We start from the raw sequence: 21515 nt of genomic DNA, 5'->3' as shown, positions 1-21515 counted from the left end.
AATCTCCTCAAGGCCCGGGGGCCGCGTCAATCAGTCAGGCAATCTGGATCGAACACATATTCACCGGCCAGCCAGCGCATGATTTCGTGCACGCAGGCCTGATCCTGGAACGGCAGGTAACGGGTCTTGAGGTGGATGATCTGCTCCGGGGTGAGCTGGGCCAGCCCTATGTCCTGAAACAGCGGCAGGTCGGCCTGGATCATGGCGGAGATCTGCGGGCCGCAGGTGGCGTTGAGGGAGGCGTGCAGCGCCTTGTCCGGATCGTACTGCTTGCCGAGCTTGTAGCTCATGGGCAGGGTGGCCAGCGGCAACACGGAGAGCGCAGCCTGCTTCATGGGGTTGACCGCGTGACCTGCCACCAGCTCCGCCAGCTCGGCGGGGCGGTTCTCGAAGGCGCGCAGGTGCAGGAAGCTGCTGGCCTTGCTGCCGTCGTTGACCGGGTAGTTGTCCCACAGGAAGGGTTTGCGGTGCAGCCAGTCGGCCACCTGCCTGAGGTGCGGGGCCGGGTACTCGCCGGAGCAGACTTTGGGGCCGGTCCAGAAGATGTCGATGCGCCGATCCAGCCCCTGGCCCAGATCGGTCAGATAGTGGGGCGGCATGGCGCCGAACACCTTCTCCAGCACGGGATCCGTCGAGTAGTAGCTGGGACAGAACAGCAAGCGGCTGGCGCGGGTGTGGGCGGCTATGTCGTGGGCCATGGTGAGCTGCCAGTGGGCGAGATCCGGGGTATCCCCCTTCATGTCGTCAAACAGCACCGCCAGTATATCGGGCTGGAGCGCCTCGTCGATGAGCCGCACCTTCTCCAGCAGAGCCGGGCGCTTGCGGGCATAGTCGTGATGGGCGCCCATGGGGCTCAGGCCTATGCCAAAGGCGAGGCCGTTTTCACGGCACTGACGGGCCAGCTGGCGCAGGGCCTCGAGCTGGGCCGCAGGCCAGGGCTGGGTCCAGTGCTTGCGCAGATAGCCATCTTCTTTCGGGGCATAGATATAGAAGCCATAGCCGTGGCGGGGCAGCCACTGGGCATAGCGGGCGCGGGCTTCCCAGCTCCAGCCCTTGCCGAAGAATCCCTCTATCAATCCCAGCTGGGGCGAAGGGGGTTGCAGGCCAGACAACAGGGTTTGGTAAGGCATAGATAACTCCCTTCTCGCTGAGGACGGGTCGGACGAGCGGCGTCAGACCGGGTCTTCTTCCTGAAAGCGCACCCCTATCTTGCGGGGTTCACCCTCTTCCATTTCGGCCACGGTCCAGATCAGGCCCTGCCATTCAAAGTGGTCGCCGACCACCAGATTATCGCCCAACTGGTTGGCAATAAAATGGCCAAGTGTCTGATCCGCCATCTCGCTCACATCCAGCCCGTAGAGCGGGGCCAGATCCACCAGATTGGCGGTGGCTTCCAGCAGGAAGTCACCGAAGAAGCGGGGGCCCAGATCCTGCTCAGGAGCCTGGCTGAACAGCTGGCCGAGGGCAGGCAGATCCCGTTCGTGGCCGATGACGCAGAGGATGTCATCGGACTGCAGGCAGGTACTGCCCGAGGGGTGCAGCAGCTCCTGATCCCGGAACAGGGCGCAGATGCGGGTCCCCCTGGGCATGCGCAGATCCCGCAGGGGCGAGCCTATGCACCACTTCTCGGCGCTGAGGCGATAGACGAAGGTCTCCCACTGGCTATCCAAATCTATCTCGAGCCCGGAGCGGTTGATGGGTGACGGCGGCGCCGGCACTTCCACCCGCGCCAGCTTTGAGGCCAGCGGCAGCGAGCTGCCCTGCAATATGAGGGAGACCAGCACCACGAAGAAGGCCACATTGAAGTAGAGCTGGGCGTTGGGCAGCCCCGCCATCATGGGGAAGACCGCCAGTATGATGGGCACGGCGCCGCGCAGGCCGACCCAGGAGATGAACCAGCGCTCGCGGGGGGCGAAGTTCTTGAACGGTAGCAGGCCAATCCAGACCGAGACGGGGCGGGCGAACAGTATCATCCACATGGCCAGCGCCAGCGCCGGCAGGGCGATGGGCAGCAGGTTGCTCGGGGTGGCCAGCAGTCCCAGCACCAGGAACATGCCGATCTGGCTGAGCCAGGTCAGGCCATCCAGCACCGACAAGGTGGTGCTGCGGCTGCGCAGGGAGAGGTTGCCCAGCAGGAGGCCGGTGAGATAGATGGCGAGGATGCCGCTGCCCCCTACGGCTGTCGTGAGGGCGAAGATCAGCAGGCCGCCGCTGACGGTGAGCAGCGGATAGAGGCCGGGGGCCAGCCTGGCGCTGTTGATGAGGCGCCACAGCAGCCAGCCGCCGCCAAGACCTATGCCGGCGCCCAGGCCAAACTGCTTGCCCAGCTGCAACAGCAGGAAGCCCCAGTCCAGCCCTTGCTGCTGGGTGGCGAGGATCTCAATCAGGGTCACGGTGAGAAACACCGCCATGGGGTCGTTGCTGCCCGACTCTATCTCCAGGGTGGCGCTGACCCGCTCGTTGAGGCTGCGCCCGCCGAGCAGGGAGAAGACGGCCGCAGCGTCGGTGGAGCCGACGATGGCGCCGATCAGCATGCCCTGCATCAGGCTGAGATCGAACAGCCAGGCGGCGATGAGGCCGGTCAGGCCCGTGGTGATGGCCACCCCCACGGTCGCCAGCGAGAGCGCCGGCCAGAGCGCCACCCGAAACGAGGAGACCCGGGTGCGCATACCGCCATCGAGCAATATGATGGCAAGCGCCAGGTTGCCCACCAGATAGGCGACCGAGTAGTCAGCGAAGTGAATGCCGCCCGGGCCATCTTCCCCGGCCAGCATGCCGACTGCGAGGAAGATCACCAGAATGGGGATGCCGAGACGAGAGGAGAGCGCGCTCAACAGGACACTGGCTCCCACCAACAAGGCCGCGATTAAAAAGAAACTGTTGATGGTGACGGCATCCAATGGCGAACTCCTTCTGTCAAAATGCAAATCAGGCACATTATATGCAGTTTGTTGGGCGCCGTGTGGCTTAATTGTGCATTAATTTGCAGTTTTTTACATTTTCGGTGCGCGGGTGGCGGGAGCATTTACGCCGAAAACAGCGGGGGGCAAGTGAAGAAAAGGGCCGCTTAATGTGAATCGGTTCACACAATCGACACGGCCTGAGGGCGGCCTGCCGGCCATGTACCCCACAAGCAGCAGGGGCGCCACAATGGCGCCCCTGGCGGGCTGGGAGGGCGGTCAGTCGTCCTCGTCGTCCTTGACTTCCCGGATCTTGTCCTTGTAGTTGGGCAGCTGTTTCTCAAGCTGTTTCATGTCCTTGATGGCATTGAGAAACAGGCCGAGCAGGAACAACAGCGGCAGGCCTATCCATAACCACAGACTCATGAGCTTTTCCTTTCATCGAGACAAAGGGTGACGTCATAACCGACCAGGAGCTCGTCGAGCCGGGTCAGCATGGTCAATTTTCCTGCAATATGCCCCGTCTTCATGAGTGATTCCTCGGGTCGGGACAGAGGGTGACATCATAACTGACCAGGAGCTTGTCGAGCAGGGTCAGCACGGTCAATTTTCCTTCAATATGTCCCGTCTTCATGAGTGACTCCTCGCGTCGGGACAGGGGGTGACGTCATAACTGACCAGGAGCTCGTCGAGCCGGGTCAGCATGGTCAATTTTCCTTCAATATACCCCGTCTTCATGAGTGATTCCTCGTGTCGGGACAGAGAGTGACATAACGGGCCAGGATCTCGTCAAGCTGGGCCAGTATGGTCGACTTGCCTTCAATATCCGCCTGTTGCAGGCAAAGCGCCAGCGCATCCGGATCCAGCCGCTGCTCGCGGGACTCCAGCGCGAAGCTGATATGCCAGGGTTCGTAGGCGACGCCGCTCTCGGCCCCCGCCGGTTTGGCATAAGGCAGGAAGAAGCCGAAGTCGTTCATGTGATCCTCAAGCCAGTCGCCCAGATCGGCAAACCAGCCGCCCTCCTCATACTCCCAGGGCTCCAGCGCCAGCTTGGTGCCAGCAGGCAGGCAGTCGGGATCATAGATGTCCAGATCCGTCCCCCAGTGATGACGACTGGTGCCGGGCAGAGCGCTCCAGCGCAGGATGGCGTGCAGCCGCTCAGTGTCGCTCAGTTGCAGAGCATCCAGCGGCTGGTTGTTGGCATCCAGCAGGGGCCGCTCGCCACGCCACTTGCCATTCCAGATGGCGAGCTGACGGTCGAACCCGCGCCAGCTGGAGGCCGCCTGCAGGTTGTGCCCCTCATGGGCGGCGGCCACCTGCATGTCGTTGAAGGCCGCCGCCGTGGCTGCGGTCAGACGATGGGGCCCGCGCCCCACCAGGATGAGGTGGTGCTCGTCTCGCCCCAGCAGTTGATCCTGTGTCATGCCCATCCCGAATCCTGTGTGTTGTTGAGTGGAATACCCGCAAGCCTGCACTGGATAGGCGTCATGCCAGCAACCGATCCAGTATGCTCTGGTACATGTCCGCCAGCAGATCCAGATCGTCCGCCTTCACGCACTCGTTCACCTTGTGGATGGTGGCGTTGACCGGGCCCAGCTCGATCACCTCGGCGCCGGTGGGGGCGATAAAGCGCCCGTCGGAGGTGCCGCCGGTGGTGAGCAGGGCCGGTTGCTGGCCATTGACTTGTTCGATGGCCGCGACGGCGGCATCGAGCAGATCGCCGGTGTCGGTCAGGAAGGGCTGGCCGGAGAGGGTCCAGTCGAGCTGGTAATCCAGCCCATGTCTGTCCAGCAGCGCCTCGACCCGCTCGCGAATATCCATGTCGGTCAGTTGGGTGCTGAAACGGAAGTTGAACTGAACCTGCAGCTCGCCGGGAATGACGTTGGAGGCGCCAGTGCCCCCCTGAATGTTGGCAATCTGGAAGCTGGTGGGCGGGAAGTAGGCATTGCCCTGATCCCATACCGTCGCCGCCAGCTCGGTCAGCGCCGGTGCCGCCTTGTGGATGGGGTTGTCCGCCAGATGGGGATAGGCGACGTGACCCTGCACCCCGCGCACCAGCAGATCGCCGGTGATGGAGCCGCGTCGGCCGTTCTTCACCACGTCTCCCACCACGGCGGTGGAGGAGGGCTCGCCGACGATGCACCAGCGGATCTTCTCGTGGCGTGCCTCCAGGGTATCTATCACCCGGGTGGTGCCGTTGATGAAGGGTCCCTCTTCATCCGAGGTGATGAGAAAGGCGATGGATCCCTGGTGATCCGGATTGGCCGCAACGAAACGCTCGGTGGCCACCACCATGGATGCCAGCGACCCCTTCATGTCGGCGGCGCCGCGACCGTAGAGCACGCCATCCTGTATGGTCGGTTCGAACGGCGGCGTGTGCCATTTGTCCAGCGGCCCGGCGGGCACCACGTCTGTGTGGCCGGCGAAGCAGAACAGGGGGCCTTCGCTGCCACGGCGGGCCCAGAGGTTGGTGGTGTCTTCAAACACCATGGGTTCGATGACGAAACCCAGGCGTGCGAGGCGCTCCGCCATCAGGGTCTGGCACCCTTCATCGAGCGGGGTGACTGAGGGGCGGCGGATCAGATCCTTGGCCAGTGCGATGACATCCGACATCGGCGTTCCTTAACAGAAAAGTTTAACGAGAGAAGAGGGATTGGTAGTTATCGGCTTTAAAACCCAGGGTCAGTTCGCCGTCCCGCTCGAGCAAGGGGCGCTTGATCATGGCCGGGTGTTCCAGCAGCAGGGCGCGTGCCTTTGCGGTGTCGAGCCCCTGTTTGGCCTCATCCGGCAGGGCGCGGAAGGTGGTGCCACGGCTGTTGAGCAAGGCTTCCCAGCCAAGCTTTGCCAGCCAGCTGTCCAGCGCGGCGGGATCCAGCCCATCGGCGCGATGGTCGTGAAAACGGTAGTCGATGCCGGCCTCATCCAGCCACTTGCGGGCTTTCTTGATGGTGTCGCAGTTTTTGATGCCATAGAGGGTGGTGGCCATGGGGAGTCCTTGTCTGCGGGCGCGGGCCCTTGGAGCTGAAACGTGAAATCGGCAACTTGAGATCTGAACGCGACATCAAGCCAAGGCCCGATTCTGGCATTGTGACTATCCCATGGCAACGGCGGAGCCGCACCTTGGGTGATTTTCCAAAGGCGAACGGGCAACAGGAAGGGGCGGGGGAGAAAAGAGCCCGGCGCCTGGGGCGCCGGCGGGATCAAAGCTCGCGCTGGGATTGGCACCAGAGGTGCAGCTCAGACTCGAACCAGTTGAGCATGGCGTGGTTGTCGTCGCGGCGATGGCGGATCAGGCTGACTTCAAAGGTCGGCAGGGCGAAGCGAGTCTCGTACTCCACCAGATCCAGCAGCGGCATCAGCGGTCGCAACACCCTGGCGGGGGAGGTCAGCAGCAGGGGCGCGTAGGGCAGGATGAAGGGCGCAGCCAGAAAGCTTTGCACTATCAAGGGGGTATGCCGGGTCATGCCGTGGGCGGCCAGCAAGTCATCGACTATGCCCCCTTCGCTGCCACGGGGGGCGACCAGCAGGTGCTGGGCCTTGGCGAAGGATTCGATGCACAGCACCTGGCCCTGGAACGGGTGGCTGCGGTGGGCGGTGCAGATCAGCTTGTCTTCAAACAGCGGGATGCGACGAAAACGGCCGGGCACCTCGTCCTGCTTGCTGATCACCATGCTGATCACCCCCTCGTCGAGCTGACGCTCGTAGTCCGCATTGAGGGGCACCATGTGGATGCGCAGGTTGGGCGCCTGCTGCTGCAGGCGCGCCAGCAGGCTCGGCATCATCACGTACTCCACATAGGTGTGGGCACCGATGCGCAGCACGCCCTCGAACTTGCCCGGATCGAGCTGCTCCGGCTGGCTGAAGGTCTGCTCTATGTCGTGCAGTATCTCCCGCAGCGGCAGCAGCAGCGCCTGTGCCCTGGCGGTGGGTTCCATGCCCTGGGGCGTGCGGATCAGCAAGGGATCGTCATAGAGCAGCCGCAGGCGAGCCAGGGCGCGACTGACGGCCGGCTGGCTCATGGCGAGCCGCTCGGCGGCCTTGGTGGTGTTGCGTTCCTCCAGCAGCGCCTTGAGCACCACCAGCAGGTTGAGGTCTACGCCTCGTAAATTCATTCTGTGCATAATGGAATACTAATAAATCATTTCCTTAAGCAGGGCCTTCACTTTAGTCTCATTCCCCGTCGATGGTCAGCATGAAGCTTGAATAAATCAGCGATTTATACAAACCCATGTTGTCCTGTTACCTCTTTCGCGTGGTGCCGGGGGTGGCAAGATTCGACAGCCTGAACTCTTTACTCTGGTCATCCAGAGCGTTGCTTGCTTAGTACCCGCCTTCGAGGCGGGTTTTTTTTGCCTGCGGTTCAGGTGAGCGGGCCCGAAGAAGTACAAAACGCGCCACCGGGCGCGTTGTTGTGATGAGGCTGTGACTCAGGGCGCTACCGGCCACTGGTAGTCAAACACCCTGGCACGTTCCCAGGGGGCGTCCGGCAGGCTGGAGGAGAGGCCGGTATATTTGCCCACATCGTCCACCACTATGGTGGAGAGGATCGGCAGCTGGTGCTCGGTGCAGTACATGCGGATGCGTTGCAGCAGGGTGCGCAGCTCATCCTGGCTATTCTCCAGCCCGGCCTGCCTGGCCAGTTTGGAGTAACGAATGGTGGTGCGTTCCTTTGCAGACTCGACGAGGATGTCCCATAGCTGGTAGTCGCTGGTGGTCATACCCGCGGTTGCTTGGTTTGTCATAACTCTCTCCGGCGCGAAATGGTCGCTGTATCGATGCGCATCTTGGCCAGTTCACTGGCCTCTGACGTTGATCCAAAGCAAAAAAGCCTGAGGTTATCCGCCAGAACGGATGGCAAAGGGATTCTAAAGGTTTGCCTTTAGTTTAAACGACCGTTTTTTGTTAAGTAGGTAGCACTTTATTCCATCAAAGGGAGGCGAAGCCACCTTTATTGACAGGGATCAAGGGGAAAGCGAGGCCCGACCACTAGATTCCGCTCCTCGATAATTTTATCAGGAGCGAATATTGGAACTCTTATTTGTCTTGCTCGTACTGATCGCCGTGGTCTACGGCATCATCAAGGATTACAACCCGCAGGCGGTGCTGGCGCTGGCGGGCATGGCCATTTTTGCGGTGGCCTACTGGTTGGGGCTGCACCCCATTCTCCCCGCGGACAAGAGCACCGGCTTCGCCCTGTTCGACCTGTTCGAGGTGTTCAAGGGGATCTTCTCCTACCGCGCGGCCGGGCTCGGCCTCACCATAATGGCGGTGGCGGGCTTTGCCACCTACATGTCCCATATTGGTGCCTCCCAGGCGCTGGTGCGGGTGGCGGTCAAGCCGGTGGCGGGCATCCAGTCCAGCTACCTGATGCTTTCAATCTGCTATCTGGTGGCGGTATTTGTCTCCCTGTTCGTCACCTCCGCCACCGGCCTTGGCCTGCTGTTGATGGTCACCATGTATCCTGTGATGCGCAACCTCGGCATCAGCCCGGCCTCCGCCTGTGGCGTCATCGCCACCTCGCAGGCGTTTGAAATTGGCCCGACCCAGACCAATGCCATCTTCTCCGCCGGTCAATCGGGCATGGATCCGACCAGCTACTTTGTCGATTACCAGATCTGGCTGGTGGCCCCCATGCTGCTGGTGACCATGGTGTTGCACTTCTTCTGGCAGCGTCACTGCGATCGCCAGGATGGCTGGGATCCGGCCCAGCATCGCGGCGAGCACGCCGAGCTGGACGAGCAGGGCACCGAGGCCGTGCAGGCGCCGATCTGGTATGCCCTGCTGCCCATCATTCCCTTCGTGCTGATGATGACCTTCTCCAAGCTGCTGGTGACCACCATCAGCGTCAGCGTGGAGGTGGCCATGCTGCTGTCGGTCTTTATCGGCATGCTGTGCGAACTGCTGCGCAGCCGCTCGCTGCGCACCGCCATGGCCGGACTGTCGAGCTTCCTCGATGGCATGGGCAAGGTGTTCGGCCCTGTGGTGGCGCTCATCGTCTGCGCCGAGCTGTTCGCCGAATCCCTCAAGGCCATAGGTGCCATCGACACCCTGCTGCACTCGGCCAGCAATGCCGGCATCGGCAGCGCGCTGATGACGCTGGTGATGGTGGCGCTGATCATGGTGGCGGCTGTCATCATGGGCTCGGGTAACGCGGCTTTCCTCAGCTTCTCGACCCTGGCGCCGGCGGTGGCGGCCAAGTTCGGGGTGCCCGCGGTGACCATGCTGCTGCCGATGCAGCTCGCCTCCAGCATTGGCCGCACCATATCCCCCATAGCGGCCGTGCTGATCGCCTGCGCGGGGATCGCCAGGGTGTCGCCCTTCGTGGTGGTCAAGCGCACCAGCGTGCCCATGGCGGGCGCCCTGGTGACGGCGCTGGCGCTCAACTATCTGCTGTTTATGTGATGGTCTGCTGTGTATGTAATGAGGGGGCGGGCAGCGCGGCTGCCCGCCCTCATCCTGTTGCTGACAGGCCTTGGCCGCGAGTGGCAAGGCTTGCATGGAGAAGATGATGACAGATGTAAAGAGCCCGTTTTCCCTCGATAGCTATCTGGCCGACTTGGCCCCGCTCATCAATCTCGATTGCGGCACCCGCACCCCGGCCGGGGTGGCTCGGGTGGCCGACATCATGACCGAAAAGTATCAGGCGATCGGCTGGCAGGTGACCCGCCACCAGTTCGCTCCTGAGTGCGGCCCCTGCCTCGAGGCAACCAATGCGCCGGGCGCCGATCACTACGACGTGATGCTGTGCGGCCACATGGATACCGTCTTCCCCGAGGGGACGGCGGCCAAGCGTCCGCTCTCCATCGAAGGCAATCAGGCTTTTGGCCCCGGCGTGTCGGACATGAAGAGCGGCCTGCTCTCTATCTGGTATGCCCTGAAAGAGATGGATCCGGCGCAACTGGCCAAACTCAAGGTGCTGGTTTGCTGCAACTGTGACGAGGAGGTGGGCTCCCCCTGGTCCAAAGATTGGCTGGTAGAGAAGGCGAAACAGAGTGGCTGCGTGCTGGTGGCCGAGGCGGCACGCCCCAACGGGGATCTCATCAGCGCCCGCAAGGGCAATGCCAAGTACCGCATCCGCTTCCACGGCAAGGCCTCCCACGCCGGTTCGGCGCTGAGCGAGGGGATCTCGGCCATCACAGAGCTGGCGCACTGGGTGCTGGCCATCAACGATCAGGTCAATCTTGAGACGGGCACCACAATGAACGTGGGGGTGGTGCAGGGCGGCACTGGCGTCAACGTGGTGCCGGACTTTGCCGAGGCGATCGTGGACTTGCGCTTCTGGCGCAACGAAGAGGCGGCGGTTGTGCATGAGCGGCTCGGCTTCATGGCCAACAATCCCTTCCTCGCCGGCTGCCGGGTCGAGGTGGATCGCCAGGCCTTCAAGCCGGCGATGCGCCCGAGTGGCGATACCGAGGCGCTGATGGCGCTGGTGGAGGCGGCGGCCTGGAGGAGGGGATCCCCTTCAACTGGCTGGAGGCAGGTGGCGGTTCGGATGCCAACTTCACCGCCGCCGCGGGCGTGCCGTCGCTGGATGGCTTCGGCCCCATGGGTGGCGGCTTCCACTCGGAGGCCGAATTCCTGCTGCTCGACAGCATAGAGCCGCGCATCCGCCTGTTGCAGCGGGTGCTGACCAAGCTGGCACGCTGACATATCGAATAAAAGCAGTGCAAACGGGAGGCTCAGGCCTCCCGTTTTTTATGGAAATTGGATGGTCTGGCGCAGCCCTAACTGATTAGATGGCTAGCGCCTAACTGACTAATGCCTAACTGACTAGATGGCTCGCGCCCTCTTCCGCCAGATAGGCCAGATGATCCTGCCGTGCCACCTGCCAGCCATTGAGGCGCAACGGAGCGGCAAAGCCGGGGCCGTCGGTCACCATGGTGTGGTACTCCCCCTGCTCGCCGCAGGCATCGAACCCCTGGCGCTCGGCCAGCTGCTGCAATTCGGCGAGGGTGGCTGCATTGAGCGAGCGCCCGGCCCACTCGGGAGCCAGCACCCGGGTATCGACGCAGGAGAGGTGAGCGACTATGCCGCGCGCCAGCATATCCGCCAGCAAGGTTTGGCGAGATTGCTGCCAGAGCGGGGTGTGGACGGCGAGCCCGAGCGGCTGGCTGCGCTCGCGGATCCAGTTTGGTGCGCCCCCCACGCTGTCGATATCGCCGGTCACTACCCCATCGAGGTTCCACTCCTGCTGCAAGCGGCTCAGCGCGGTTTCGTAGCTCTGCTCGAACGGCGCTTCTATGGTGACCAGCAGGTGAGGCAGACCGAGGGCCGCCGCCTGACGGCGCACCAGCGGCAAGGGGTGAGCCAGAAAGCGGGGCTCCAGCGGTGCAAAGGTGGCCAGTGCCACCACCTGATGACCCGCATCGCGGGCATGGCAGAGGGCCAGCATGGCATCCTTGCCACCGCTCCAGAGCAGGATGACGCGAGACATGGGGAAGAGTCCTATGGTGAAAGAGGGAGCATGCTACCCAGTGGCGGGGGTGCAGGTAAAGCCGCAGCGGGAAATCGTGGCAGGAATTGACCGGGGGAAAAAGAGCAGGCCCCCGTGCGGGGGCCTGCCTGGCAAGAGCGTGATAAACGCCGCCGTGATTAGAGCAGAATGGTGGTCAGCACATACCCCAGGGCGCAGGAGCTGCTGACCCCGATCAGCCCCGGAATGATGAAGCTGTGGTTGATGATGAACTTGCCGATGCGGGTGGTGCCGGAGCGGTCGAAACCGATACAGGCCAGATCGCTCGGGTAGGTCGGCAGCACGAAGTAGCCGTAGCTGGCCGGCAGGAAGGCGATCAGCAGCTTGGGCTCCACCCCCAGTGCCAGCCCCATGGGGGCGATGGCGGTCAGGGCGGCGGCCTGGCTGTTCACCAGCTTGGAGATGAGGAAGAGCACCAGGGCGTAGGTCCAGGGCTGGGCCTGTACCACGTGGGCCAGGGTTTCTTTCAGCAGCGGCATGTGGGCCTGGAAGAAGGTCTCGCTCATCCAGGCAACCCCGAACACGGAGAAGATGGCGACCATGCCGGCCTTGAACACGGGGCCGTTGGAGATGTCACCCGGCTTGACCTTGCAGCGCATCAGAATGATGGCGCCGGCGATCAGCATCATCATCTGGATCACCAGGTTCATGGAGAGCGGGCCCGTCTTGTCCTTGATGGTGAACACGGGACGCAGCCCTTCGTTGGCACCGAGCAAGACCACGGCGGCGATGGCGGCGAAGAAGATCCAGGTCGACCAGTAGGCCTCTTTCGGGAACTTGGTGTTGAGCAGGGTTTCACCACCGCCATAGACGAAGGTGCGCTGCTCCGGATCCTTGATCTTGGCCTGGAACTCCTCGTCCTGGTCCAGATCCTTGCCGCGGCGCAGGCTCCACAGGGCCGCCATGATCACGCCGGTCAGGGAGGAGGGGATGGCGATCATCAGGATGTCGAGCAGGCCGTAAGCCTGACCTATGCCATGACCGGCTGCCAGGATGGAGACCATGGAGACCACGGCCACCGAGACCGGGGAGGCACAGATCGCCATCTGGGAGGCAACGGATGCCACCGCCATCGGCCGCTCGGGACGTATGTTCTTCTGCAGCGCTATGTCGGCGATGATGGGGAACATGGTGTAGACCACGTGGCCGGTACCGCACAGGAAGGTGAGGGTCCAGGTAGTGAGCGGCGCCAGTATGGTGATGTATTGCGGGTGACGACGCAGCAGGCGCTCGGCAATCTGCATCATCAGGTTGAGGCCACCGGCCGTTTGCAGGGTGGCGGCGCAGCCGATCACGGCGAGTATGGTCAGCATCACCTGTACCGGCGGTTCACCGGGGGTCAGGCCGAACACGAAGGTCAGCAGGAATAGACCTATGCCGCTGATGAGACCCAGTCCCATGCCCCCAAACCGGGTACCCAGCAGCAAGCAGCCGAGCACCACAAAAAATTCCATCAAGATCATTCCATTACCTCGCGTGATTTAATCCATGTCAGTGTTGTGTTGGGTTCATGGACCGGGATTGTCTGTTTTTTATTTAGCCCTAAAGGGTTAGTGGGTATTGTGCCCTCCTAAAAGGGGTAAAAATTTGAGGTACTTCAATAACTCATCGCTTTTTGATTTAACTGCATAAAAACCACGTATTAACATCATTGTTATTTGTTGTACCAATAAACGGCACCGTACGGGGCTCTATGTGCTGCAGGGGGTGAGGGGAGTGGCAAGTGGGCTGTGGGGGAGTGGAGTGGGTGATTAATTGTGGTGGTCTGCAGGGCGGAATGGCGCTGCCTGGATAACAAAAAGCCGACCCTGGGGTCGGCTTTGTCGGCAAGTGGTAGTAATCAGAACTCGGCGGTACGCGGGGTACGCGGGAAGGGGATGACGTCGCGGACGTTGCCCATACCGGTCACATAGACCACCAGACGCTCGAAACCGAGGCCGAAACCGGCGTGCGGGACTGTGCCGAAGCGGCGCAGATCGCGATACCACCAGTAATCTTCCTTGTTCAGGCCCATCTCGGCCATGCGCTGATCGAGTACCTCGAGGCGCTCTTCACGCTGGGCACCGCCGATGATCTCGCCGATCCCCGGGGCCAGTACGTCCATGGCGGCAACGGTTTTGCCGTCATCGTTGAGACGCATGTAGAAGGCCTTGATGTCTTTCGGGTAGTTCTTCACCACGACAGGAGACTTGAAGTGCTCCTCGGCCAGATAGCGCTCGTGCTCGGAGGACAAGTCGATGCCCCAGGAGACAGGGAACTCGAAGGTCTTGCCACAGTTTTTCAGCACTTCAATGGCATCTGTGTAGTCGATCTGGGCGAAGTCGGAGGAGACGAAGCGTTCCAGACGACCGATGGCATCCTTGTCCACGTGCTGGGCAAAGAACTCCAGATCGTCGCGGCGCTCGCTCAGCACGGCGTTGAAGACGTATTTGAGCATGGCTTCGGCCAGGGCGGCGTTATCGTCCAGGTTGGCGAAGGCGATTTCCGGCTCTACCATCCAGAACTCGGCCAGATGGCGGCTGGTGTTGGAGTTTTCGGCGCGGAAGGTGGGCCCGAAGGTGTAGACCTTGGAGAGGGCGCAGGCGTAGGTCTCGACGTTGAGCTGACCGGACACGGTCAGGAAGGTCTCCTTGCCGAAGAAGTCCTTGTCGTAATCGACCTTGCCGGCATCGGTGCGCGGCAGGTTTTCCAGATCCAGGGTGGAGACGCGGAACATCTCGCCGGCACCTTCGGTGTCAGAGGCGGTGATGAGCGGAGCCGCAATCCACAGATAACCTTCTTCATGGAAGAAGCGGTGAATGGCCTGGGCCAGGCAGTTGCGCACCCGGGTCACGGCGCCGACTATGTTGGTACGCGGACGCAGGTGGGCCTGTTCACGCAGGTACTCTATGCTGTGGCGCTTGGCGGCCATGGGGTAGGTGTCCGGATCTTCGACCCAGCCTACGACCTTGACGTCGGTGGCTTGCAGTTCGAAAGCCTGACCGTTGCCCTGGGAGGCGGCAACCACACCGGTGACTTCCACGGAGCAAGCTGTGGTCAGACGCAGCACTTCATTCTCATAATTGGCCAGGGTATTGGGGACGACGGCCTGCACCGGATGGAAACAGGAGCCATCGGATACGGCCAAAAATGAGATCCCCGCCTTGGAATCACGGCGAGTCCGGATCCACCCTTTGACTGTCTGGGTGGTGCCAACCGCATATTTACCGGTCAGCACATCTACTACGGATGCGTGCGTCATCGAAATATTGTCTCCAGCTTGTTCTTGCAGCGCTATGGGTCTTGCCCGGGCATTGATAGGCCCATCATGGCAGACTAAGCCGTCAATCTTACCCGCGCGGGTTTGATAAACAAGCAAAAATGTCGGACTCTGGCGGGGTTTTGTGCCCGGATCACCTCATGACCGGGCCACTTGGGTGAGGGATGGGCATGAAAGAGCGGCGACAGGGGCCTGACCGGCTGACTCGGGTGCTGCAGGGCTTGGTGATCCTCTGCTGGGGCGGCTTCATCGCCTTGCTCTCCCTCTATCACTTCGCGCGGCCACAGACGGCCTACGGTTTTCTGATCTATGGCGGGGTCAAGGTACGCCAGAGCTGGGATCCCGTGCTGACTCCCTGGCTGGTGCACGGGCTCTGGGGTTGCTCTGTGCTGACCCTGGTGGTCTTGCTGTTCGAGCGGCAACGTTGCCGTCGCCAGGAGGATGTCGGCCTGGTGCATCTGGCCATCTTGTTGCTGATCCTCATCGCCAGCCTGCTGTTCTACTACAGGGGCTAATCTTGCTCTTTCTCGTCCCTCTCCGGGCGAGGTGCGGGGCGCTTGCCCAGTTGGCGCTCCACGCTGTCGAGCATCTGGTTGTAGGCCAGCGCGACCCGGCCTATCTCGTCCCCTTCATCCCCTTCCAGTCGATGACCGAAGTCGTGCAGATCGGTGGCCTCCTCCATGGAGCGGGTCAGCTGGTTGAGGGGGCGCACTATCCAGGTGCGGATGACCCAGAGGGTGAGCAGCAGACCCAGCCCGAAGATGACGGTGAGGCTCAGCGCCGAGGTGAGTATGTTTTGCTCGACCCGGGTAAAGAGGGTATCGAGGGAGTAATCAAAGCGCACCGCCCCCAGCACGGTATTTTCCGCCACCTGATGGCAGCTGGTACAGTCGGTGCCGCGAAAATCCTTCTTGGCCAGCAGCGGCCGGGTCACCACCAGCTTGCTGTGCATGCCGTCGTGCACCACCTCCAGGCTGCCTTTGCCCGCCAGCGCCAGCTCGTCGAACCTGTCTTTGGGCTGCTCGCTCTCGTGGCCGACCCCGTACTGCTTGCTCACCGATTCGCCGCGCACTATGCGGGCATCTTCCACGTGGGCGTGATCGAGAAACTTGCTGCGCAGGGTGTCGCGGGCATCCATCTTGCCGGTCAGCATCAGCATGTTGAGGCCGTCGAAATAGGCCTCGGTCTGCTCGCGACTCTGCTCCTTGATCAGGGTCAGGATGAGGTCGCGCTCGCGCACCGCCTGATAGGCTGCGGAGAAGACCAGCACCATGGAGAAGATGAACAGCAGGAAGAAGTTGATTTTGGCAGCAATGGAGAGGCGCATGGGAAAGGTACGTCTGTTGGGTAAAACCCGCGCAGTCTACTCGCCCCGGTGGTCCGGGTCTGGTGCCTCGCTCACATTCTGATGAAAAAGAGTCAAAAGGCCCTGCATTCTCATGCAGGGCCTGTTCATTCAGGCTCAGAATTCGCCGCTGGCGATGGCCTCATTGATGGCGCCGGTCAATACCCTCAGCTCCTCGGGGGTGATGACGAAGGGAGGCATCAGGTAGACAAGCTTGCCAAACGGCCGGATCCAGGCCCCCAGTTCGACGAACTTGCGCTGGATGCGGGCCACGTCCACCCGCTCCTTCATCTCCACCACGCCGATGGCGCCGAGCACCCGCACATCGGCCACCGCCGGGTTGAGGGTCAGTTCCACCAGCTCGGTACGCAGCTGGTGTTCGATGGCCTGCACCCGTTCCTGCCACGGGGAGGCGAGCAGCATATCGATGGAGGCGTTGGCGACCGCACATGCCAATGGGTTGCCCATGAAGGTGGGGCCGTGCATAAAGACGCCGGCCTTGCCATCGCAGATGGTGCGGGCAACCTGCTCGGTAGTCAGGGTCGCCGAGAGCGTCAGGTAGCCGCCGGTGAGCGCCTTGCCTAGACACATGATGTCGGGGCTGATCCCCGCCCAGTCACAGGCAAACAGCTGGCCGGTGCGACCAAAGCCGGTGGCGATCTCGTCGGCAATCAAGAGCACGCCGAACTCGTCGCACAGGGCGCGCACCCACTGCAGGTAGCGGGGATGGTAGAAGCGCATGCCGCCGGCCCCCTGCACTATGGGCTCGAGTATGATGGCCGCGATCTCCTGGTGGTGGTCAGCCATGAGCGTGGCCAGCTCCACCACGCTCTGCTCGTCCCACTCGGCGTGGAAGCGGCAGCTCGGTGCCGGGGCGAAATGGTGCTCCGGCAGAAAGCCTTTATAGAGCTCGTGCATGCCGCCATCCGGGTCGCAGACGCTCATGGCGCCGAAGGTGTCGCCGTGATAACCGCCGCGCAGGGTGAGGAACTTGGCTCTGGGGGTGCCCCTGGCGTGCCAGTATTGCTGGGCCATCTTGAGCGCCACCTCCACCGCCACCGAGCCGGAATCGGCAAGGAAGACTCTGTCCAGGCCGGCCGGGGTGATCTCCACCAGCTTGCGACACAGCTCGACGGCCGGGGCATGGGTCAGGCCGCCAAACATCACGTGGGACATCTTGCCGAGCTGGGCGGTGGCAGCCGCGTCCAGTTCCGGCACCTGATAGCCGTGGACGCAGGCCCACCAGGAGCTCATGCCATCCACCAGTTCGCGGCCATCGCTGAGGGTGATTTTTACCCCTTTGGCGCTGGCCACTTCATAGCAGGGCAGGGGGTGGGTGAGGGAGGTATAGGGGTGCCAGACGTGGTGCAGGTCGAATTCTTGATTGGTCATTATGTGTTCTGTTGTCAATTGGTTTGATCTGGTCGGTGTTGACAGTCTACGCGCGCTCTCTACACTAGCCAACAATTTCAGCCACTTGGCTCTGCCCATTGAGAAGGTGCAGGCACAGCGGCGGTTTCTGTGTTCGCTCATCCGGGATGGCCGGCGCAGGATCCCACTTATAACAATCGGAAGCCATGTATGAATGCTCTCACCCTGGGCGGCCACGCCCTTCGCCACGACTGGACCCTGTCCGAGGTTCAGGCCCTGTTTGCCCTGCCATTCAACGATCTGCTGTTCCAGGCCCAGACGGTACACCGCGCCCATTTCGATCCCAACGAGGTGCAGGTGAGCACCTTGCTCTCCATCAAGACAGGCGCCTGCCCGGAGGATTGCAAGTATTGCCCCCAGAGCGCCCGTTATCACACCGGGCTCGAGACAGAGCGGCTGATGGAGGTGGAGAAGGTGCTGGAACGGGCCCGCGAGGCCAGGGCCAACGGTTCGTCCCGCTTCTGCATGGGGGCCGCCTGGCGCAACCCCAAGGAGCGGGACATGCCCTATATCCTGCGGATGATCGAGGAGGTGCGCGGGCTCGGCATGGAGACCTGCATGACGCTAGGGATGCTGACCGCCGATCAGGCGGCGCGGCTGGGGGCAGCAGGCCTTGACTACTACAACCACAACCTCGACACCTCGCCGGAGTTCTACGGCGAGATCATCTCCACCCGCACCTATCAGGACAGACTCGATACCCTGGAGCATGTGCGCGGCGCCGGCATGAAGGTCTGCTCCGGCGGCATCGTCGGCATGGGCGAGCAGGCCAAGGATAGGGCGGGCCTCTTGATGGCGCTGGCCAACCTGCCGCGCCACCCGGAGAGTGTGCCCATCAACATGCTGGTCAAGGTGAAGGGGACGCCGCTGGAGAACGAAGAGAACCTCGACTCGTTCGAATTTATCCGCACCATAGCCGTGGCGCGCATCATGATGCCCGCCTCCCACGTGCGCCTCTCCGCCGGGCGGGAGAAGATGAACGAGCAGATGCAGGCCATGTGCTTTATGGCGGGGGCCAACTCCATCTTCTACGGCTGCAAGCTGCTGACCACGCCGAACCCGGACGAGAACAGCGACATGCAGCTGTTCAAGCGGCTCGGTATTCGCCCCGCCCAGCGGGCCCAGAAGCCGGATCAGGTTCAGACATTGGAACTGGAAGCCGAGCTGCTGGCCGAGGTGAGCCGCCAGAGCGAGCCGGATGAGATGTTTTACGATGCCACCCGCCCCCGTGCAGGCGTAGCGCGTCCATGAAGAGCCCTGTGGTAACGGGTCCCTTTACGCTGGGTGAGGCGCTGGCCGGGCGCGAGCAGGCCGCCTTGCTGCGCCGCCGCACCGCCACAGATGGCCGCACGGGGGCCAGGCTGGTGGTCGATGGGCGCGACTACCTCAACCTCTCCGCCAACGACTATCTGGGGCTGGCGGATCACACCGCCATCAAGGCCGCCTTCAAGGAGGGGATTGACTGCTATGGTGCGGGCTCCGGCGCCTCGCCGCTGGTGACCGGTTACAGCCGCGCCCACCAGCAGTTGGAAGAGACGCTTGCTGACTGGTTGGGGGTGGAGGCTGTGCTGCTGTTCAACTGCGGTTTCTCCGCCAATCAGGCTGTGCTCAAAGCCTTGCTCGGCAAGGATCACTTGCTGTGGCAGGACAGGCTCAACCACGCCTCCCTGCAGGAGATGGGCAGCCAGCTGCCCTGCAAGATGAAGCGTTTCGGCCACAACGATATGGCCGCGCTCGCGCGTCAACTCGAACCAAATCGGGGCTTGATCGTCTCGGAAGGGGTGTTCAGCATGGACGGGGATCAGGCCCCTTGGGCTGAACTTGCGGCATTGGCTGCCCGGAGCGGCAACTGGCTGATGATCGACGATGCCCACGGTCTCGGCGTGCTGGGGTCAGAGGGGCGCGGCACCCTGGCGGCGCAAGGAGTTGATCCAGCTTGCGTCCACATCCAGATGGGCACCTTTGGCAAGGCGCTCGGGGTGGCCGGGGCCTTCGTGGGCGGCAGCCGCGAGCTGGTGGACTACCTGGTCAACTTCGCCCGCCACTACGTCTACAGCACCCATATGCCCGCCGCCCAGGCTTGCGCCGTGAGCAAAAGCATCGAACTGGTACGCGGCGCCGACGAGGCCCGAGTCCGCTTGCAGCAGCTGATAGCCCGCTTTCGACAGGGCGCCGCCGCCCTTGGCTGGCAACTCGGCGCCAGCGACACCCCCATACAGCCGCTGCTGGTGGGGGAAAGCATCGCCGCCCTGCAGCTGGCCGAACGACTGCGCGCAGTCGGGCTCTGGGTCACCGCCATTCGCCCGCCCACTGTGCCGGCGGGCACGGCGCGGCTGCGCATCACCCTGAGCGCGGCCCACAGTGAACAGGATGTGGATCGCCTGCTCTATGCCCTCGGCCCTTGCACCCTGTCGGCTAGCGGGGATCAGGATGCCGCAGACCCGAGAGGTGCTCGCCATGCATGAGCGTTTCCAGTCGGTCGACAAGGCCCAGCTCGCCCGCCGCTTCGGGGCGGCCGCCCGCCACTACGACGCCCACGCCCGCTTCCAGCAGGAGGTGGGGCTGGCGCTGCTCGAGCGGATGCCGGACAGGCAGGTTGGCCTTGAGCTGACGGTGAGCGGGCTGGATCTGGGCTGCGGCACAGGTTTCTTCCTGCCGCACCTGGCGGGCCGTTGCCATCGGCTGCACGGGCTGGATCTCGCCCCCGGCATGCTGGCGCAGGCGGCCCTGCGCGGCAGCGGCGCTCAACTGGTGTGCGGCGATGCGGAGCAGTTGCCCTTTGCCGATCAGAGTCTGGACTGGGTCTTCTCCAGCCTGGCCTTGCAGTGGTGCGAGCGTCCGGCGCAGGCCTTTGCCGAGCTGCATCGGGTGCTCAAACCCGGCGGCCGGCTGCTGTTCTCGACCCTGCTCTCGGATTCGCTCTGGCAATTGCGTGAGGCCTGGCGCACGGTTGACGACAGTCCCCATGTCAATCGCTTCCTCAGCCTGCCACAATTGCAGGATGCCATGGCCGCAGGGGGCTTCACCGCCCCTCGCCTCGAGAGCCTGACCTGGTCGCTCGCCTATCCCGAACTGAGCGGTCTGCTGCGCGATCTCAAGGGGATAGGGGCCAGCCAGATCAATGACGAGCGTCAGCCCGGCCTCAGCAGCCGGCAGCGCTTGCAGCGCCTGAGCCTGGCCTATGAAGCCCATCGTCAGCCGGACGGCAGGCTGACCGCCAGCTACCAGGTCTGTCTGGGGCAAGCGAGCCGCCGATAAACCGGTCCGAGGTTGAGCTGGCGGTGGATCTGCCGCTTTGCCTGAAAGAGTTGATACGCAGGTGCTCTGTCCCCACATGCGGGTAGGCACCTGATTTGCGTTGAGGAGTCATCATGGTTAAATCCTTCTTTATCACGGGCACGGACACAGATGTGGGCAAGACGCTGGTCGCCCGCACCCTGTTGCTGGAATTTGCCGCCCACGGCATCCAGTGCGCCGGTTACAAGCCGGTCTCCGCCGGTTGTGCCCGCACCCCGGATGGATTGCGCAACCTGGATGCCGTCTTGCTGCAAGAGGCGGCCAGCCTGTCGCTGCCTTACGATCTGGTCAATCCGTTCGCTTTTGAACCGCCCATCGCGCCCCATATCGCCGCCAGCGAGGCCCGTGAGGCCATCACGCTGAAGGGCTTGTCCGATGGTTTGCGCCAGATAGAGCAGGCCGGCGCCGAACTCATCATCGTGGAGGGAGCCGGGGGCTGGTTTTTGCCGCTGGATCGCAAGCACCTGTTGTCGGACTGGGTCAAGCAGGAGAACATGCCGGTGATCATGGTGGTGGGGGCCAAGCTGGGTTGCCTCAACCATGCGCTGCTCACCTTCGCCGCCATTCGCAATGACAACCTGCCGGTGGCGGGCTGGGTCATCAATCGGCTGCACGGCTCCATGAGTCACTACCAGGAGAACCTGGACACCTTGCGGGGCTTGCTGCCCGCCCCGTTTTTGGGTGAAATACCCTTTGTAAACAATCCGCTCGAGGCCGATCTGCGCGGGCGTCTCGACATTTCGCCCCTGCTCTGAGGCCGACATTCAGCGAACATTCATCGAATCTATCTATTATGTGGGCAGGTGTGGT

General features: G+C 62.7%; 19 protein-coding genes and 1 pseudogene. 7 read left to right on the top strand and 13 right to left on the bottom strand.

What is annotated here, in order from left to right:
• Positions 1 to 26 precede the first annotated feature (26 nt).
• From CK910_RS20620 to CK910_RS20585, 8 genes are all read right to left on the bottom strand, one after another.
• Positions 27 to 1130: a beta-N-acetylglucosaminidase domain-containing protein gene (locus tag CK910_RS20620; RefSeq protein ID WP_098984540.1), complete on the bottom strand. Its 1104-nt coding sequence runs from the start codon at positions 1128 to 1130 to the stop codon at positions 27 to 29.
• A 42-nt stretch (positions 1131 to 1172) separates the two neighbouring features.
• On the bottom strand, positions 1173 to 2900 hold the full coding sequence (locus CK910_RS20615; protein WP_098984539.1) for a potassium/proton antiporter: 1728 nt from the start codon (positions 2898 to 2900) through the stop codon (positions 1173 to 1175).
• 279 nt (positions 2901 to 3179) lie between these two features.
• The gene (locus CK910_RS20610; RefSeq protein ID WP_098984538.1) at positions 3180 to 3326 is read right to left on the bottom strand and encodes a hypothetical protein; all 147 of its coding nucleotides are present in this window, start codon (positions 3324 to 3326) and stop codon (positions 3180 to 3182) included.
• 308 nt (positions 3327 to 3634) lie between these two features.
• A complete protein-coding gene (locus tag CK910_RS20605) occupies positions 3635 to 4324 on the bottom strand; it encodes a M15 family metallopeptidase (protein ID WP_098985188.1) in 690 nt (229 codons plus the stop codon).
• A 61-nt stretch (positions 4325 to 4385) separates the two neighbouring features.
• Positions 4386 to 5513, bottom strand: a complete 1128-nt coding sequence (gene dapE / locus CK910_RS20600; RefSeq protein WP_098984537.1) for a succinyl-diaminopimelate desuccinylase — start codon at positions 5511 to 5513, stop codon at positions 4386 to 4388.
• Positions 5514 to 5535: 22 nt separating this feature from the next.
• Positions 5536 to 5886 (bottom strand): ArsC family reductase, encoded by a 351-nt coding sequence (locus CK910_RS20595; RefSeq protein WP_042873123.1) that lies wholly within the window; start codon positions 5884 to 5886, stop codon positions 5536 to 5538.
• Between the two features lie 214 nt (positions 5887 to 6100).
• A complete protein-coding gene (locus CK910_RS20590; protein ID WP_043140966.1) occupies positions 6101 to 7012 on the bottom strand; it encodes a LysR family transcriptional regulator in 912 nt (303 codons plus the stop codon).
• A 315-nt stretch (positions 7013 to 7327) separates the two neighbouring features.
• Positions 7328 to 7642: a hypothetical protein gene (locus CK910_RS20585; protein WP_043140964.1), complete on the bottom strand. Its 315-nt coding sequence runs from the start codon at positions 7640 to 7642 to the stop codon at positions 7328 to 7330.
• Between the two features lie 283 nt (positions 7643 to 7925).
• On the opposite strand from CK910_RS20585, the gene dcuC reads away from it, so the two are divergent.
• Both dcuC and CK910_RS20575 read left to right on the top strand, forming a co-directional pair.
• Complete coding sequence (gene dcuC, locus CK910_RS20580; protein WP_098984536.1) at positions 7926 to 9302, top strand: C4-dicarboxylate transporter DcuC; 1377 nt, start codon at positions 7926 to 7928, stop codon at positions 9300 to 9302.
• A 106-nt stretch (positions 9303 to 9408) separates the two neighbouring features.
• Positions 9409 to 10547: pseudogene (locus CK910_RS20575) on the top strand (M20 family metallopeptidase).
• A gap of 115 nt (positions 10548 to 10662) precedes the next feature.
• Here the strand turns inward: CK910_RS20575 and CK910_RS20570 are convergent.
• From CK910_RS20570 to asnS, 3 genes are all read right to left on the bottom strand, one after another.
• Positions 10663 to 11334, bottom strand: a complete 672-nt coding sequence (locus tag CK910_RS20570) for a hypothetical protein (protein ID WP_098984535.1) — start codon at positions 11332 to 11334, stop codon at positions 10663 to 10665.
• Between the two features lie 158 nt (positions 11335 to 11492).
• Positions 11493 to 12836, bottom strand: coding sequence for an anaerobic C4-dicarboxylate transporter (locus tag CK910_RS20565; RefSeq protein WP_098984534.1), 1344 nt, complete (start codon positions 12834 to 12836; stop codon positions 11493 to 11495).
• A 377-nt stretch (positions 12837 to 13213) separates the two neighbouring features.
• Positions 13214 to 14614: an asparagine--tRNA ligase gene (gene asnS / locus CK910_RS20560; RefSeq protein ID WP_043557632.1), complete on the bottom strand. Its 1401-nt coding sequence runs from the start codon at positions 14612 to 14614 to the stop codon at positions 13214 to 13216.
• Positions 14615 to 14796: 182 nt separating this feature from the next.
• On the opposite strand from asnS, the gene CK910_RS20555 reads away from it, so the two are divergent.
• Positions 14797 to 15147: a hypothetical protein gene (locus CK910_RS20555; RefSeq protein ID WP_098984533.1), complete on the top strand. Its 351-nt coding sequence runs from the start codon at positions 14797 to 14799 to the stop codon at positions 15145 to 15147.
• Here the strand turns inward: CK910_RS20555 and CK910_RS20550 are convergent.
• Positions 15144 to 15959 (bottom strand): HAMP domain-containing protein, encoded by an 816-nt coding sequence (locus CK910_RS20550; RefSeq protein ID WP_098984532.1) that lies wholly within the window; start codon positions 15957 to 15959, stop codon positions 15144 to 15146. The genes CK910_RS20555 and CK910_RS20550 overlap by 4 nt on opposite strands.
• A gap of 135 nt (positions 15960 to 16094) precedes the next feature.
• Entirely contained in the window at positions 16095 to 17369 is a 1275-nt protein-coding gene (gene bioA, locus CK910_RS20545) for an adenosylmethionine--8-amino-7-oxononanoate transaminase (RefSeq protein WP_172955379.1), read from the bottom strand.
• Positions 17370 to 17558: 189 nt separating this feature from the next.
• Here bioA and bioB point away from each other — a divergent pair, with 189 nt between their 5' ends.
• The 4 genes from bioB (at position 17559) to bioD (ending at position 21460) form a co-directional block, all read left to right on the top strand.
• The gene (bioB, locus tag CK910_RS20540; protein WP_098984530.1) at positions 17559 to 18659 is read left to right on the top strand and encodes a biotin synthase BioB; all 1101 of its coding nucleotides are present in this window, start codon (positions 17559 to 17561) and stop codon (positions 18657 to 18659) included.
• Positions 18656 to 19873 (top strand): 8-amino-7-oxononanoate synthase, encoded by a 1218-nt coding sequence (gene bioF, locus CK910_RS20535; RefSeq protein WP_098984529.1) that lies wholly within the window; start codon positions 18656 to 18658, stop codon positions 19871 to 19873. The genes bioB and bioF overlap by 4 nt, the downstream gene beginning before the upstream one ends.
• Positions 19866 to 20666: a malonyl-ACP O-methyltransferase BioC gene (gene bioC / locus CK910_RS20530; RefSeq protein WP_098985187.1), complete on the top strand. Its 801-nt coding sequence runs from the start codon at positions 19866 to 19868 to the stop codon at positions 20664 to 20666. The genes bioF and bioC overlap by 8 nt, the downstream gene beginning before the upstream one ends.
• A gap of 113 nt (positions 20667 to 20779) precedes the next feature.
• The gene (gene bioD / locus CK910_RS20525; RefSeq protein WP_098984528.1) at positions 20780 to 21460 is read left to right on the top strand and encodes a dethiobiotin synthase; all 681 of its coding nucleotides are present in this window, start codon (positions 20780 to 20782) and stop codon (positions 21458 to 21460) included.
• The last annotated feature ends 55 nt before the right edge of the window (positions 21461 to 21515 follow it).

The sequence above is a fragment of the Aeromonas sp. CA23 genome, from assembly GCF_002587065.1.
Lineage (GTDB): Bacteria > Pseudomonadota > Gammaproteobacteria > Enterobacterales > Aeromonadaceae > Aeromonas > Aeromonas bestiarum.
This window is presented reverse-complemented; position numbering and strand designations above follow the sequence as displayed.

What these genes read in the sequence shown, in the direction of transcription:
- CK910_RS20620 (WP_098984540.1), bottom strand. Translation starts at nt 1,130, where the DNA reads ATGCCTTACCAAACCCTGTTGTCTGGCCTGCAACCCCCTTCGCCCCAG.
- CK910_RS20610 (WP_098984538.1), bottom strand. Translation starts at nt 3,326, where the DNA reads ATGAGTCTGTGGTTATGGATAGGCCTGCCGCTGTTGTTCCTGCTCGGC.
- CK910_RS20605 (WP_098985188.1), bottom strand. Translation starts at nt 4,324, where the DNA reads ATGACACAGGATCAACTGCTGGGGCGAGACGAGCACCACCTCATCCTG.
- dapE (WP_098984537.1), bottom strand. Translation starts at nt 5,513, where the DNA reads ATGTCGGATGTCATCGCACTGGCCAAGGATCTGATCCGCCGCCCCTCA.
- CK910_RS20595 (WP_042873123.1), bottom strand. Translation starts at nt 5,886, where the DNA reads ATGGCCACCACCCTCTATGGCATCAAAAACTGCGACACCATCAAGAAA.
- CK910_RS20590 (WP_043140966.1), bottom strand. Translation starts at nt 7,012, where the DNA reads ATGAATTTACGAGGCGTAGACCTCAACCTGCTGGTGGTGCTCAAGGCG.
- CK910_RS20585 (WP_043140964.1), bottom strand. Translation starts at nt 7,642, where the DNA reads ATGACAAACCAAGCAACCGCGGGTATGACCACCAGCGACTACCAGCTA.
- CK910_RS20570 (WP_098984535.1), bottom strand. Translation starts at nt 11,334, where the DNA reads ATGTCTCGCGTCATCCTGCTCTGGAGCGGTGGCAAGGATGCCATGCTG.
- CK910_RS20565 (WP_098984534.1), bottom strand. Translation starts at nt 12,836, where the DNA reads ATGATCTTGATGGAATTTTTTGTGGTGCTCGGCTGCTTGCTGCTGGGT.
- asnS (WP_043557632.1), bottom strand. Translation starts at nt 14,614, where the DNA reads ATGACGCACGCATCCGTAGTAGATGTGCTGACCGGTAAATATGCGGTT.
- CK910_RS20555 (WP_098984533.1), top strand. Translation starts at nt 14,797, where the DNA reads ATGGGCATGAAAGAGCGGCGACAGGGGCCTGACCGGCTGACTCGGGTG.
- CK910_RS20550 (WP_098984532.1), bottom strand. Translation starts at nt 15,959, where the DNA reads ATGCGCCTCTCCATTGCTGCCAAAATCAACTTCTTCCTGCTGTTCATC.
- bioA (WP_172955379.1), bottom strand. Translation starts at nt 17,369, where the DNA reads ATGACCAATCAAGAATTCGACCTGCACCACGTCTGGCACCCCTATACC.
- bioB (WP_098984530.1), top strand. Translation starts at nt 17,559, where the DNA reads ATGAATGCTCTCACCCTGGGCGGCCACGCCCTTCGCCACGACTGGACC.
- bioF (WP_098984529.1), top strand. Translation starts at nt 18,656, where the DNA reads ATGAAGAGCCCTGTGGTAACGGGTCCCTTTACGCTGGGTGAGGCGCTG.
- bioC (WP_098985187.1), top strand. Translation starts at nt 19,866, where the DNA reads ATGCATGAGCGTTTCCAGTCGGTCGACAAGGCCCAGCTCGCCCGCCGC.
- bioD (WP_098984528.1), top strand. Translation starts at nt 20,780, where the DNA reads ATGGTTAAATCCTTCTTTATCACGGGCACGGACACAGATGTGGGCAAG.